The organism is Phaeocystidibacter marisrubri, assembly GCF_008933165.1.
GTDB classification, from domain to species: Bacteria; Bacteroidota; Bacteroidia; order Flavobacteriales; family Schleiferiaceae; genus Phaeocystidibacter; species Phaeocystidibacter marisrubri.
Genome location: NZ_WBVQ01000001.1, coordinates 739,203 through 752,494, shown reverse-complemented (window position 1 = coordinate 752,494; position 13,292 = coordinate 739,203). Strand labels below are relative to the sequence as shown.

At 45.0% G+C, this 13,292-nt stretch carries 14 protein-coding genes; 10 read left to right on the top strand and 4 right to left on the bottom strand.

The features are described 5' to 3' along the window. The first annotated feature begins 76 nt into the window (after window positions 1-76). Genes panB through F8C82_RS03430 form a run of 3 tightly spaced genes read left to right on the top strand, consistent with a single transcriptional unit; the run spans window position 77 to window position 2,551 of the window. Entirely contained in the window at window positions 77-895 is an 819-nt protein-coding gene (gene panB, locus F8C82_RS03440; RefSeq protein WP_151692034.1) for a 3-methyl-2-oxobutanoate hydroxymethyltransferase, read from the top strand. 6 nt (window positions 896-901) lie between these two features. Then, window positions 902-1,573: an RluA family pseudouridine synthase gene (locus tag F8C82_RS03435; RefSeq protein WP_151692033.1), complete on the top strand. Its 672-nt coding sequence runs from the start codon at window positions 902-904 to the stop codon at window positions 1,571-1,573. A 3-nt stretch (window positions 1,574-1,576) separates the two neighbouring features. Next, window positions 1,577-2,551, top strand: a complete 975-nt coding sequence (locus tag F8C82_RS03430) for an isoaspartyl peptidase/L-asparaginase family protein (protein WP_151692032.1) — start codon at window positions 1,577-1,579, stop codon at window positions 2,549-2,551. Window positions 2,552-2,602: 51 nt separating this feature from the next. On the opposite strand, the gene F8C82_RS03425 is transcribed toward F8C82_RS03430, so the two are convergent. Further along, window positions 2,603-3,025, bottom strand: coding sequence for an Hsp20/alpha crystallin family protein (locus F8C82_RS03425; protein ID WP_151692031.1), 423 nt, complete (start codon window positions 3,023-3,025; stop codon window positions 2,603-2,605). Window positions 3,026-3,225: 200 nt separating this feature from the next. Between F8C82_RS03425 and F8C82_RS03420 the strand changes: the two genes are divergently transcribed. From F8C82_RS03420 to F8C82_RS03410, 3 genes are read left to right on the top strand one after another with little or no spacing between them, the layout of a single operon-like run. Then, window positions 3,226-4,074, top strand: coding sequence for a M48 family metallopeptidase (locus tag F8C82_RS03420; RefSeq protein WP_151692030.1), 849 nt, complete (start codon window positions 3,226-3,228; stop codon window positions 4,072-4,074). 3 nt (window positions 4,075-4,077) lie between these two features. Next, window positions 4,078-5,280: a sterol desaturase family protein gene (locus tag F8C82_RS03415; RefSeq protein WP_151692029.1), complete on the top strand. Its 1,203-nt coding sequence runs from the start codon at window positions 4,078-4,080 to the stop codon at window positions 5,278-5,280. Further along, on the top strand, window positions 5,270-5,938 hold the full coding sequence (locus F8C82_RS03410; protein ID WP_151692028.1) for a lysoplasmalogenase family protein: 669 nt from the start codon (window positions 5,270-5,272) through the stop codon (window positions 5,936-5,938). The genes F8C82_RS03415 and F8C82_RS03410 overlap by 11 nt, the downstream gene beginning before the upstream one ends. Here the strand turns inward: F8C82_RS03410 and priA are convergent. From priA to F8C82_RS03395, 3 genes are read right to left on the bottom strand one after another with little or no spacing between them, the layout of a single operon-like run. After that, complete coding sequence (gene priA / locus F8C82_RS03405) at window positions 5,932-8,373, bottom strand: replication restart helicase PriA (RefSeq protein ID WP_151692027.1); 2,442 nt, start codon at window positions 8,371-8,373, stop codon at window positions 5,932-5,934. The two genes, F8C82_RS03410 and priA, sit on opposite strands and share 7 nt — an antisense overlap. Beyond that, window positions 8,373-9,347 (bottom strand): 6-phosphofructokinase, encoded by a 975-nt coding sequence (pfkA, locus tag F8C82_RS03400; protein WP_223279473.1) that lies wholly within the window; start codon window positions 9,345-9,347, stop codon window positions 8,373-8,375. The genes priA and pfkA overlap by 1 nt, the downstream gene beginning before the upstream one ends. Window positions 9,348-9,380: 33 nt before the next feature. After that, window positions 9,381-10,529, bottom strand: coding sequence for a THUMP domain-containing class I SAM-dependent RNA methyltransferase (locus tag F8C82_RS03395; RefSeq protein WP_151692025.1), 1,149 nt, complete (start codon window positions 10,527-10,529; stop codon window positions 9,381-9,383). Between the two features lie 132 nt (window positions 10,530-10,661). On the opposite strand from F8C82_RS03395, the gene F8C82_RS03390 reads away from it, so the two are divergent. The 4 genes from F8C82_RS03390 (at window position 10,662) to F8C82_RS03375 (ending at window position 13,213) form a co-directional block, all read left to right on the top strand. Then, on the top strand, window positions 10,662-11,249 hold the full coding sequence (locus F8C82_RS03390) for a hypothetical protein (RefSeq protein WP_151692024.1): 588 nt from the start codon (window positions 10,662-10,664) through the stop codon (window positions 11,247-11,249). A 53-nt stretch (window positions 11,250-11,302) separates the two neighbouring features. After that, the gene (locus tag F8C82_RS03385; RefSeq protein ID WP_151692023.1) at window positions 11,303-11,581 is read left to right on the top strand and encodes a hypothetical protein; all 279 of its coding nucleotides are present in this window, start codon (window positions 11,303-11,305) and stop codon (window positions 11,579-11,581) included. A 45-nt stretch (window positions 11,582-11,626) separates the two neighbouring features. Further along, a complete protein-coding gene (locus F8C82_RS03380) occupies window positions 11,627-12,397 on the top strand; it encodes a sulfite exporter TauE/SafE family protein (protein ID WP_151692022.1) in 771 nt (256 codons plus the stop codon). Between the two features lie 114 nt (window positions 12,398-12,511). Then, window positions 12,512-13,213: a ZIP family metal transporter gene (locus F8C82_RS03375; RefSeq protein WP_151692021.1), complete on the top strand. Its 702-nt coding sequence runs from the start codon at window positions 12,512-12,514 to the stop codon at window positions 13,211-13,213. The last annotated feature ends 79 nt before the right edge of the window (window positions 13,214-13,292 follow it).

Here is a 13,292-nt window from a genome sequence, read left to right as displayed (position 1 = left end):
AAACAGACCTTAAAAGAAAGTCGTAGCGGTTGACATAAGTTCGTACCTTCGTTGTTCAAACGCTAAATAAAAGCTGATGTCAACGGCTAAATCTGACTATAAAAAGATCACGACCAATTCCGTTCAAGAAATGAAGCGCAACGGGGAGAAAATCTCCATGTTGACGGCGTACGACTACACCCTTGCTAGGATAGTAGACGCCGCAGGAATTGACGTAATTTTAGTAGGTGACTCCGCCTCCAACGTGATGGCGGGACACGAAACCACATTGCCTATTACACTCGATCAAATGATCTACCACGCTAGCTCTGTAGTAAGAGCTATTGATAGAGCATTGGTGGTGGTTGATCTTCCTTTTGGCTCTTACCAAGGAAACTCTAAGGAGGCACTGACTTCAGCTATCCGCATCATGAAGGAATCAGGAGGACACGCTGTGAAGCTGGAAGGCGGAACTGAAATTGTGGATTCCATTGAACGCATCTTGAAAGCGGGAATTCCGGTTATGGGTCACCTTGGACTCACTCCTCAATCGATTTATAAATTTGGAACCTACACGGTTCGCGCCAAAGAGGAAGCCGAAGCAGAGAAGTTGCTGGAAGATGCGAAAGCACTTGAGGAAGCTGGATGTTTTGCCTTGGTTCTTGAAAAAATCCCAAGAAAACTCGCCAAGCGTGTTGCTGAAAGTTTAGAAATCCCAGTTATCGGAATTGGTGCTGGCCCAGACGTAGATGGACAAGTACTCGTATTACACGACATGCTCGGAATGACTCACGAGTTTCACCCGCGCTTCCTCCGTCGCTACCTCGATTTGTACGATCAAATCACTGGAGCAGTAGGAAATTATGTGTCCGATGTTAAGAATCGTGATTTCCCGAACGAAAAAGAATCGTACTAAAACAAAATGAAGCTGGATATTCTCTACGAGGACAACCACCTCATTATTGTTAATAAACAGGCGGGACAAATTGTTCAGGCCGATGCCACGCGCGATAAAACCCTTGGGGAGTACGTTGCCGATTACATCAAGGCGAAGTATGAAAAGCCAGGTAATGTGTTTGTCGGTATTCCCCACCGGTTGGATCGACCAACTTCTGGAATTGTCATTTTCACACGCACAAGTAAGGCGCTGACGCGAATGACAGAACTCTTCAAGAAGCGAGAAATCTCCAAGACCTATTGGGCGGTTTCCGCTACCCAACCCTCTCCTCTTTCGGGTCGGTTGGAGGATTACCTCCGAAAGAATCCAAAACAGAACAAGAGCTATGTAGTTCCCAAAAACACTCAGGGCTCTCAACTGGCCATTCTCAATTACAAGTACCTAAAGTCCACCGACCGATATCATTTGATAGAAGTTGATCTTGAAACGGGAAGACACCATCAAATCAGAGCTCAACTCACCCATATCGGTTGTGTGATCAAGGGAGATGTTAAATACGGAGCCGATCGACCAAATAAGGATAGAAGCATCCATCTCCACTCGCGCAGTGTTTCCTTCGTTCATCCCATCAAGAATGAAGAAATAAATCTAACAGCAAGCACCCCAAATGATCCCGTTTGGAATGCATTAAATTAGGGCATGAAAAATCTCTTGCTCTTCATTCTTCTGTTGCTGCTATGGCAATGTCATCCAAAAGAAACTCCCGTAACGAAACCACACAACAATTCTAAAGGCCCGGTCATTCTCATTCACGGAGGTGCTGGGCAGATCTATGAAGGTCGGTATACCGCTGAAGAAGAAGCTCAGTATCACCAATCTCTACAGCATGCTTTAGATAGTGGTTACGCTTGGCTGAGTCGAGGAGAAAATGCTGAAACCGTTGTTGAAAAAGTTATACGTCGTTTGGAATCTGACTCGCTCTTCAATGCCGGCAAAGGAGCGGTTTATACAGCGGAAGGCAAGGTTGAACTCGATGCGTCTATTATGCGAGGATCAGACCTCAACGCTGGTGCCGTTTCCGGTGTTCAACATATTGAACACCCCATTTCATTGGCACATTGGGTGATGGACTCCTCTAAACACGTCATGTTAAGCGGAAGAGGTGCTGAACACTTTGGATTTATGATGGGGTTGGATTCCGTTTCGAACGAAATATTCCACACTGTTCAGAGCGAATCCAATTACCGCAGAATCATGAAAGAGAAATACGGCACAGTGGGATGTGTGGTATTGGATAATCACGGAAACCTTGCGGCCGGAACTAGCACAGGTGGAATGATGATGAAGGAATTTGGCAGAATTGGCGATAGTCCTATCATCGGTGCGGGAACGTATGCAGACAATCAAGGATGTGCGGTAAGTTGCACGGGTCACGGTGAATACTTCATTCGCTATGCCGTTGCTCATCACATATCCCAAACCGTTTCGAATGGCGTGCCAATACGTGATGCCAGTTCAGTAATCATCCATCAAACCTTGAAAAATGCCGGTGGAGAAGGTGGAGTAATTGCGGTAGACACAGCGGGAAATTACACTTTCCAGTTCAACACCCAAGGAATGTTTAGAGGTGTGCGCAATGCCGATACCACGTACACGTTGATGTACGAAGAATAAAAAATCCCCGACGTATGTCGAGGATTTTCGCGCAATCTATAGTGTGGATTCTTAGCGAATCTCGATGGTCCTTGGACCTTTGTCTTTCACCTCTTCCACTTTTGGAACGGTGATGTTTAGAATTCCATTTCTATGTTCGGCAGAAATCTGGTCTTCTTGAACCTTTCCCTTTGGCAAATTGAACTTGCGAGTGAAAGACATGGTTTTAAATTCGCGGTATTTGTAACCTCTTTCACTTTCCTCTTCGGATTTGTGCTCTGCAGATACCACCAATTGGTGATTCTCAACTGAAATAGTGATTTCTGATTTCTCAATTCCTGGAATCGTCATCTCGATGTTCCATTGCTCAGCACCTTCTTTAATATTAGAGGCAGGCGACCAACTTTCATTGCGGTTGGTGTTCAAGCCATCGTTGAAGAAATCCATCATCATTCGGTCTACGGGTGACTGTGTTGGGGCAAAACGAGTTTTCATATTCTGTAATTTTTTGTGAGTTCGTAATCGAGTTCTGAGTGGTTTTAGTCAATCGACATGCCATTGAAAATTCCTTGAAGAATTACGACACATTGACACCTTGGAGTGATATCAAAACGACATAACGTCAGTTTTGAATTCAAACCTACCGACAAAGCGACTTATTCTTTTTGTATTTTAACTGCAAATTCAAATCACCCATGAAACGGACGCCATTCCTACTTCTTCTCACTACTACGCTCTTTTTAATCCAGTGTAGCACAGTTCCTCTAACGGGAAGGAGACAATTCAACTTGATCAGCGACAATGAAATGATGAGCATGAGCTTTTCACAATACGATCAGGTATTGTCTGAGAGTAAACTCTCTCAGAACACGGCTCAAGTTCAAATGGTGAAACGCGTCGGTGAACGCATCAGCGCCGCTGTAACCAACTACCTCAATGCAGAAGGTCACAGTGAATTATTAGAAGGCTTTGCGTGGGAATTCAATTTGATTGAAAGTGACGAATTGAATGCGTGGTGTATGCCTGGAGGCAAAGTAGCTTTTTACACGGGTATCATGGATGTTTGTCAATCTGAAGCTGGAGTTGCTGTAGTCATGGGACACGAGGTAGCTCACGCTATCGCTCGTCACGGTAACGAGCGTATGTCGCAAGCACTGGGCGCTCAACTAGGTGGACTAGGATTGAGTGTTGCGCTTGCTGACCAACCTGAGAAAACACAGAGCCTGGCGATGATGGCTTATGGCATTGGTGCTCAATATGGAGCCATGCTTCCCTTCTCTCGACTTCATGAGTCGGAAGCCGATGAACTGGGCCTATACTTTATGGCCATGGCGGGTTACAACCCTCAAGAGGCTCCTAAATTCTGGCAGCGAATGTCAGCCATGAGCGGCGGATCAATTCCAGAGTTCATGTCTACACACCCTAGCCACAACACACGCATCACCGATCTAAACGGATGGATGACAAAAGCCACAGAATACTACAATTCAAGCTCTGCGAATAACGGAACAACTTCCAACGGTAAACTCATACCTAAGCGATAGTCTATGGACATTAATCCCATCGTACTTTCCATTCCTGTATTCTTTGGACTTATCGTCATTGAATGGGTGTACGATTGGATTTCTAAAGGAAGTAGCTACCGAGCCAATGACGCATTTGGCAATATCTCCTGTGGAATCTTTGAACAGTCAACCGGACTACTGGTTAGCATTCTCACTGTTGGACTCTATTCCATCACCTATGAATATTTCCACATCTGGAATCTCGAGCAGAATTTCATCAATGGCGTTCTACTCTTTTTAGGGGTCGATTTCCTTTATTATTGGGCACACCGAATGAGTCATGAGGTCAATCTCTTTTGGATTGGACACGTCGTTCATCACCAAAGTGAAGAGTACAATCTAAGTGTAGCTCTTCGACAGGGTGCGCTCCAAAAGATCTTCACCTCTCCGTTCTATCTTCCGCTGGCTATCATCGGGTTCTCCCCAGAGTGGTTTCTGTACATCCTAGCCTGGAACACACTCTACCAGTTTTGGATACACACGGAGAAAATTGACAAACTAGGCCCGCTAGAATGGATCCTCAACACTCCTTCTCATCATCGCGTTCATCATGGTAGAGACCCCAAATACATCGATAAGAACCACGCGGCTACATTGATTATTTGGGATAAAATCTTTGGTACCTTCCAAGCGGAAGAAGAGCATCCTCACTACGGTATCACAAAACCCGTCAACAGCTTCAATCCCATTGACGCTCATTTCAAACCCATCTCTGACTTATGGGATGAAGCCAGAGATCTGACTGTCCGGGAGAGAATTCAGTTGTTATTCGCCCCTCCTGGCTGGGCGCCTAAACGCTTGGGAGGCCGACAATATGCTCCTGAAGTGAGAGAAGAATCGAAGTATACCGTATCACTCAGTGTCACTCAGAGACTGGCACTCATAGCCGCCTTCATCGTTCAAATCGGCTTTGTTTCGATAGTACTCTTCGGCGCTAAATCACTTACTCCAATTCCACTTATCTCAGCTGTTCTCATTATTAGCATCAACATTGGAACTCTTGGCACTCGTGCAAATGGCAGAAACCCAAATCTAATCGTGGAAGCGCTTGGTCTGCTCGCCACTCCCATTTTCACTTTCTGGTTTACCCATAACTCTATTCTCGTTTTCGGGTTAATCATTGCAATTTTAGTCTGTTACATCCCTTTCTATAGAAAATCTCAGAACACAGCACATGTTGTCTGAACAGAAGTTCATCTGGATATTCACCCTCTTATCAATAGCGAGCTTTATCACATTAATGGAAGCCCCAAGTCCATGGGGTTATTACACACTTCCCGTTCCTGGTCTTCTTTTACTTTATTTCTGGTTTCAAAACCAAGGATGGATGTATCGACTGTTTAGCATTGCGTGGATTGGCTACGTGATTACCGATGCTTCGTACGTCATTCATCACAGCTTCTCTTCCATCTTAAGCTCCTTACTGTCTATTCTTACTATCATTTTTACCATCGCGGGATTTCTGACATGGAGAAATGGCTACATCAAGAAGAGAGCATATATCGGATTGATTGCAGTGGCCTATGGAGCAGGGTATTTTCAACTCATCCACGATGCCATTCCAAAAGAACTTTTGGCACCAATCGCTGTCTACGCCGTCTTTGATGCCGTAATTTTTATTGTGGTGGCCGGGTTGAATCTGAAAAACTCCTTTAGCTACATGCTATGTTTATTTGGAGTAAGCACCTTCTTGATCTCGGATGCGCTTTACGCTTTTCACTTCTTCGTAGAACCGCTAGAATACGGTGAACCCATCATGTCGATTCTACACAACCTAAGCCGACTACTTTTCATTTTGGGAATTCTGCAAGAGAACAAAAGTGTTGTTCCCTCCCATCAATGAGGATCCACATCAAAGTAAACCCGCACTTTTCTGTGGTCTTTGTGAAACTGAAGTCGCTTGCTTTCTGTCAGCAATGCGTCCTTCACCTTAGGCAATGGCAATCCTTGTTCTAGCTTGAGGATAATACGCTTCTGATACTGCCCTCTCACTCGAGCGATGGGCGCAAATTCTGGCCCCAAAACTCTTTCGCCAAATATTCCATGTAACCTCTGAGCCAAAAAGTCTGCCGCTGCACTCACTACCTCCACCTTTGGGTGACGCATTTCAACGTGAATAACTCGATAATAAGGTGGATAGTGATACTGCTTGCGATCCGCCAGTTGCTCGCGAAACATCTCCTCAAAACTATAGGTGGTAACCTGCTGGATGATGCGGTGATCTGGACGATAACTCTGAATCAAAACCAGTCCGCGTTCTTCCCTTCGTCCCGCTCTACCCGCCACCTGACTCATCAACTGATAAGCACGCTCATGTGCACGGAAATCGGGATAGTTTAGCATACTGTCAGCCGAAAGCACTCCCACCAAGCCTACATCGTCGAAGTCGAGGCCTTTGGCCACCATCTGGGTGCCGATAAGGATATCAATTTCCCCCCGTTCAAATCGATCCACCAACTTTTGGAAGGCATTCTTCTTTCGCGTGGCATCCAAATCCATGCGTGCAATGGAAGCATTGGGAAACAAGATTTGAAGATCTTCCTCGATCTTTTCGGTTCCAAAGCCTTGCATTTTCAACTCAAAACTACCGCACGACTTACAACGCTGAGGCGGTGCAATACTGTACCCACAATAATGGCAGCGCAATTGGTGCGATCCTTTGTGGTAAGTTAACGTGATATCGCAATTCACACATTGTTCTGAATGACCACAACTCTGGCAGATTACGACGGGAGCAAACCCCCTTCTATTCTGGAATAGAATGACCTTCTTATCCTCTTTCAATTGCATCCTCATCTCCTCATATAGTCGATGAGACAAGTGCCCATGCATCTGTTTTTGAATGGTGTCTTTCTTGATATCCACCGCTTCCACAATCGGCAATCGAACGCCACTGTATCGCTCTCCTAGAAAGGCAAAACCATATTTTCCCTCTTTGGCATTGTAGTACGATTCCAATGAAGGTGTTGCTGAGCCCAACAGCGATTTCCCCTTGTGAAGATGAGACAGCACAATTGCTGCATCTCTACCATGATATCGAGGTGCGGGATCGTATTGCTTGTACGAAGACTCGTGCTCCTCATCCACAATGACGAGTCCGAGGTTTTCAAAAGGAAGAAAGACCGATGAGCGCGCTCCAAGAACAACCATAGGTTTGCGCTCTGGATCTAACATTCTCTCCCAAAGCTCTAGGCGTTCTCTATCACTCATCTTACTGTGGTATACCGCCGCCTTCGATTCAAAATGGGATTGAAGTCTACGAACCATTTGAGCCGTTAGTGCGATTTCCGGCACCGTAAATAACGACTGCCGACCAAGCTCTATTTGCTGATGAATGAAGTGAATATAAATCTCCGTCTTCCCACTGGAGGTTACACCATGAAGCAATGAAGTATTGCTCTCCATCCACCCCGTCTCCAAATCTTTCGCCGCTTTCGCCTGAGCTGGTGTAAGAGTCGGTTTATCGAGTGAAGCATCAATTTGCTCTTCTTCTACTTTGAACTCAGCAATTTCTAGCCACCCCTTCTCAATCAATGCTTTTAGCGGAGCTTTTGTCGCTTTCGCCTCTTCGAGCAATTCCTTCTCTCTCACCCAAGGTTCACTGCCCAAACTCATCTTAAAGTACGTGAGCAAGAGTTCCTTTTGAACCTTGGCATTAGAAAGTGAGTCAAAGGCGTCTTGTGTCATCGATTCATTGTACCCTTCCGGCCAACGAACCTTCTTTTCCACCTTGGACTTCACAGTAGACTTCACAGCCTCATCCAAGTCGATGTACCCTTCTGCGTACATTCTCCGAATGACAGGCATGGGATTCTTCCATCCCAATTTCTTGGTGAGATCGGTGATCTTCATTTCCTTTAACTCACGCAAGAGGTTAAACACTTGAAATTCATTATCTTTCAAGTCGCTTTCCTCAAACTCAAGTTCAGGATTGATGCTGATTTTTGTCTCTGATTGCATCTTAAACGCCGCAGGAAGTGCAGCGTTCATCACTTCTCCCATAGAACACATGTAGTACTCCGACAACCACTTCCAGTAGTGCAGTTGAATGGGTGTAACGATCGGAATATCATCCTCTACATCCAGAATCTCCTTCACATCATATCCCGGAGGCGTATCATGTACGCGAAGTACAATTCCAGCATAGAGCTTTCTCTGACCAAATTGAACCAAAACGCGGTGTCCCTCACTCAACCCCTCTTGCCAAACCAATGGAATTCCATAGGTAAAGCTTTGGTTGAGAGCTAAGGGAAGAATAACATCCGCGTATACGGCCATTAAGAAAGAATTTCTACTAGGTCTAACAAATGTTTGCTGAGCGTTTCATGATGCTTAACCGCTTGCTTGAATGGCACCTCAACCATTTCACCGTTCTTTTGTCCGATCATTACATCAGTAGAACCTGCGAGTAAAGCTAGAACAGCGGCATGCCCCATTCGAGAGGCCAAAATTCGATCAAAAGCTGTGGGTGATCCCCCGCGTTGAATATGGCCAAGAACCGTCACTTTCGACTCCCATCCCTCAAACTTAGCGTTCACTTTTTTAGCAATTTCAATCGCTCCACCTGCGTCATCACCTTCTGCAACAATGATGATGGCGCTCGATTTCTTCATCTTCCAGTTCTTCTCCAGCTTCGCGGTGAGGTCTTCAATGTAAGTGGTCGTTTCTGGAACTAGAACTGCTTCAGCACCTGAAGCCAATCCTGTGCGGAGCGCGATGAATCCGGCGTCACGCCCCATCACTTCTACAAAAAACAAGCGATTGTGACTCGCCGCGGTATCGCGAATTTGATCAATGGCATGAACCGCCGTATTTACAGCGGTATCATAGCCGATGGTATAATCAGTACCAAAAAGATCGTTATCAATCGTGCCAGGGCAGCCCACTACCTTCACTCCATGTTCATCATGAAGAGCTGCGGCCCCTGTAAAACTACCATCACCACCAATCACAACGAGACCTTCAACCCCATGTGCTTTCAGGTTTGCGGCCGCTTGAGCGCGACCTTCAATGGTGCGAAAGTCATCGCTTCTAGCCGTTTTCAAAAACGTACCTCCGCGATGAATAATATTTCGAACGGATTCGTGAGATAGAGGAATGAAATCGTTTTCAATCATTCCTTGATAGCCGCGGTAAATACCTACCACTTCAAGTCCAAGACTCAAAGCCGTACGCGTAACTGCACGTATTCCTGCATTCATTCCCGGAGCATCTCCCCCGGAAGTCATAACCGCTATTTTCTTCATGTGTATTCTGTTTGTGAGCCTTTAGAATACAAACCTTTCTCACTTGCTCTTGTACATCTCCAATCCAACGTAACGGCATTCTAATTTGCCGTTGTACATTTTGATTTTCGACTTGGTTCTAAGACCCAGATACTTCAACGCCTCCAAATCGGAAGAAATAAACCACGCCGTCCAACCGTCATATCCCTGCTTTAAGGTATCCCCAATCTCTTGGTATAGCTTAAAGTTATCGGAAGTCAGCTTCTTGTCGTACGGAGGATTGAAGATAAGCATGCCATTTTCTTCTGGCTTGGTTGAGCCAATAAAATCTTGATGCCATACTTTGATTCGATCTTGAAAGAGGGCTTTTTCAATATTGATATTCGCCTTTGTCAGCATACTTATGTCGGAATCCGAACCTATGATCTTGCAAGAAGATGGATTTGCTTTGTTTAATGCCGACTCCTCAATTACCGCGTGAAGTTCTTCATCGTAATCGCGCCAATGCATAAAACTAAAATCCTTGCGGTAGATATTGGCTGGAATATTATCCGCCAAAATAGCCGCTTCAGTAAGGATGGTGCCCGAACCGCACATTGGATCGTACAAAGTTTGACGACCTTCCCATCCCGAAAGGCGAATTAGACCTGCCGCGAGTACCTCATTGATAGGAGCTGGACCAACCGCATCACGATAGCCTCTTCGGTGTAGAGAGCGCCCACTTGAATCCAAGAACACCTCACAGTGATTGCGAATCAAGTGAATGGAAATCACCACATGCGGATTCTCTTTATCGATAGAAGGACGGCGCTTGAACTTCTTAGTAAAGCGACCTACCACAGCATCTTTAGCACGGAGAGAGGCGTAATGTGAATTCGAAAAAGTATCCGAATGCACCACGGCATCAATCATGATATTCTTCTCAATACCAAACAAATCTTCCCATGGAATCTGAGACATGTTGTGGTAAAGATCATCTTGGCGATGGACTTCAAAGTTCGCGATGGGGCGCAGAATTCTCAGCGCCGTAGCCGACCAAAGGTTTGATTTATAAATGAAACCCAAATCGCCGGTAAACGAAACCGCTCTTTTAAGTGGTTTTACATCACGTGCACCCAAATGGCGCAATTCACGCGCAAGAACAGTTTCTAGTCCAAAAAATGTCTTGGCAATCAAGGTTTGATCCTTGGTCGATATTGTCAACTCCATGGCGCAAAGATACACCTAGGGAATGGGACTACAACGATTCTCATAATGGATAGAAAGATGGAAAAAAGTAAGAACAGTACAGCGTAATCCGTTACCCCATTATCTATCTTGCTACATGTTGGAACTCCTCTCATGCGAAACTATCTCTCCATCATCCTTTTCTCTTTACTCCTGCTTCAAAGTTGTGGAACCTCATACTTAAAAAAAGATGTGAACCGCTTGATTTATAGGGCAGAATTAAAGAATTGCAAAAGCGATACTCGCGCTGAAAAGCTAGAGTTGAGATTGCATGTAAAGTACTCGTACCAATCTAGAAAAGTCCTCTCCCCCTTGCTAGACTCCATCTATGCACATGAATTGAGTGATACACTACTAATGCGAGAAGTCTACCTCGGAGGATGTGTGAATTGTCCTTTCCATGAACTCGACATCTTTACATCCCAATACGTCATACGAGTCCTTCATCATCCACTCAACAGCAATCCCTTTCAAGTTGACACGCTTCAATATTCCTCACTTACTCCCGATTTAGAAAGTGCACATGTGTTGATTGCCCAATTACATGAAGCCATGAGAAATGGCATAAAATGGTGGGATAAACCCGCTCGCATCACCCTACCTGAATGCGAAGATACCCCATCGAATTTCAACTTCTTCATCATTGCCTTGAATCGGAGGTCCTATTCATATTTAAGAGATTGCACTGGACTCTTTCCTTAAATTGGAGTGGCACACATCTTGAATACATCGAGTTGAATCAACACAGTATTGATATGAAGAACACATTGATTTTAGCGTGTAGCATGCTAATTAGCACCGCTGCACTCGCCCAAAGCCGACCGACAGAACTCACCGTTCAACCGTCGCGTACCGTTCAAACTTGTGAAGAAATTAAGGGCAATCCGCTGCACAGTCGAGCAGGAAGAGAGCTCCGAACCTCCTTGAAAGAAGTGAGATCAGCAGAGAATCCAAATGCCCTTCGAGCCATACACAGAGCTGAATTCAAACCCATTCATCGAGAAGAAATATCAATAAAACCGATGAGACACTGATAGCACTCTATCTGTCGATAGGCAGTCAATCCCTAACTTCGCACCATGGAACTAGATGTTTGGGATTGGCTGCTTTTTATTTTGGGAGGATTTGCAGCGGGTATCATTAATTCTCTGGCTGGAAATGGATCGGCTATCACCCTCACACTGCTCTTGGCAACGGGCTTAGATTCCAATATTGCCAACGCCACGAATCGAGTGGGAGTCTTACTTCAAACCACCACTTCGGTTCTCTCATTAAAGCGCAGCAAACGAACTTATTTCTTGGTAAAGGATAGCTCGTGGTACTTCATCCCTACGGTACTCGGCTCTCTGATCGGCGCTTACGTCGCCATTGATATTCCGGAGGCCATCATGAACTACATCATAGGTAGTTTCATGGTTATTCTCCTTTTCACACTGTTGCTCAAACCCAAAAAATGGTTGATCTCCACCGATAGTTCCAAAAATCGCAAAACACTTCTCAATTGGATGCTACTCTTTGCAATTGGTCTGTATGGAGGATTCATTCAAATGGGAATTGGCATCATGATGTTGGCCGCATTGGTCCTCAGTGCGAAATACAGTTTAAAAGATGCCAACATCATCAAACTCATCTTGGCCTTTGTACTCATCATTCCCGCATTCATTATTTTCTTGTTGAGCGGTGATATTGAATGGATCCCCGGAATTGCACTTGCCATTGGTGCGGTTGGAGGTGCATATGTGGGAACTCGGTACATCCTATACATGAAGAAAGCCAACGATTACATACGCTACCTCCTCATAGTGGTGATCCTTTTTGCCATCGTTAAGCTCTTCACTCCGTGGATTTAAACCCAGCCGTAAAGTGATGCTTTCAATTTGGATAATGTAAAGTTTCTTTACAGTACATTTGCAATCCTGTTGCATATAATTGACCATGATGCAGCATAAGCTATTATCACGAACATGACCGCATCCATCATATTCTTTCTATCCGTTTGGGTGGGAGTACTTATTGCCAAAGTAATTCGCAAGCAGGTGAAGGTAGGAACCTCCATGTTACTTGCCTTCAGCGGTTCTTTCTTATTCTCCGTATCGGTTTTGCATCTCATTCCGGAATTGTACGGACACAATCACAGTCACTTGCCTGGGCTGCTCATGTTGGCGGGTTTTATCTCTCAATTCTTAATGGACTTTTTGAGCAGAGGGGTTGAACATGGTCATACCCATTCTGGCGATGTAATGAAGGGCATCCTTCCTATTGGAATCTTTGCTGGACTTTTCATCCATGCCTTTATGGAAGGTCTACCTACGTTCGGCATGAACGATGTTTCTTTGAGAGGATTTGTAATTGCGGTGGCTTTACATAAAATCCCTGTCGCTATTGTATTGTACGTCTTGTTAAAAGAAGCGTCTATTCCACCCATTCGACTATGGCTTTCTATTCTCGCTTTTAGTTTGATGGCTCCCTTGGGTTCACTCACCATAAGCGTCTTACCTGTGCTTCAAGAATGGACGACACAAATTAGTGCCTTTGTTATTGGTATTTTCTTGCACGTGAGTACCACCATTCTCTATGAATCGAGCAAAGATCACAAGTTCAATGTTCGCAAATTGGTTGTGGTCATTTTAGGCGCACTTTTAGGCTGGCTCACCATTACGCACTAATTGTAACACCTCCGTTTTGCTCTATAACCCATCACTATGAAGTTATAGAGACAAATGATAGTTCTAGGGTTGAATCCAT

Bases quoted from the DNA above. Each gene is read 5' to 3' on its own strand.
- panB (WP_151692034.1), top strand. From the start codon at position 77: ATGTCAACGGCTAAATCTGACTATAAAAAGATCACGACCAATTCCGTT.
- F8C82_RS03435 (WP_151692033.1), top strand. From the start codon at position 902: ATGAAGCTGGATATTCTCTACGAGGACAACCACCTCATTATTGTTAAT.
- F8C82_RS03430 (WP_151692032.1), top strand. From the start codon at position 1,577: ATGAAAAATCTCTTGCTCTTCATTCTTCTGTTGCTGCTATGGCAATGT.
- F8C82_RS03425 (WP_151692031.1), bottom strand. From the start codon at position 3,025: ATGAAAACTCGTTTTGCCCCAACACAGTCACCCGTAGACCGAATGATG.
- F8C82_RS03420 (WP_151692030.1), top strand. From the start codon at position 3,226: ATGAAACGGACGCCATTCCTACTTCTTCTCACTACTACGCTCTTTTTA.
- F8C82_RS03415 (WP_151692029.1), top strand. From the start codon at position 4,078: ATGGACATTAATCCCATCGTACTTTCCATTCCTGTATTCTTTGGACTT.
- F8C82_RS03410 (WP_151692028.1), top strand. From the start codon at position 5,270: ATGTTGTCTGAACAGAAGTTCATCTGGATATTCACCCTCTTATCAATA.
- priA (WP_151692027.1), bottom strand. From the start codon at position 8,373: ATGGCCGTATACGCGGATGTTATTCTTCCCTTAGCTCTCAACCAAAGC.
- F8C82_RS03395 (WP_151692025.1), bottom strand. From the start codon at position 10,529: ATGGAGTTGACAATATCGACCAAGGATCAAACCTTGATTGCCAAGACA.
- F8C82_RS03390 (WP_151692024.1), top strand. From the start codon at position 10,662: ATGCGAAACTATCTCTCCATCATCCTTTTCTCTTTACTCCTGCTTCAA.
- F8C82_RS03385 (WP_151692023.1), top strand. From the start codon at position 11,303: ATGAAGAACACATTGATTTTAGCGTGTAGCATGCTAATTAGCACCGCT.
- F8C82_RS03380 (WP_151692022.1), top strand. From the start codon at position 11,627: ATGGAACTAGATGTTTGGGATTGGCTGCTTTTTATTTTGGGAGGATTT.
- F8C82_RS03375 (WP_151692021.1), top strand. From the start codon at position 12,512: ATGACCGCATCCATCATATTCTTTCTATCCGTTTGGGTGGGAGTACTT.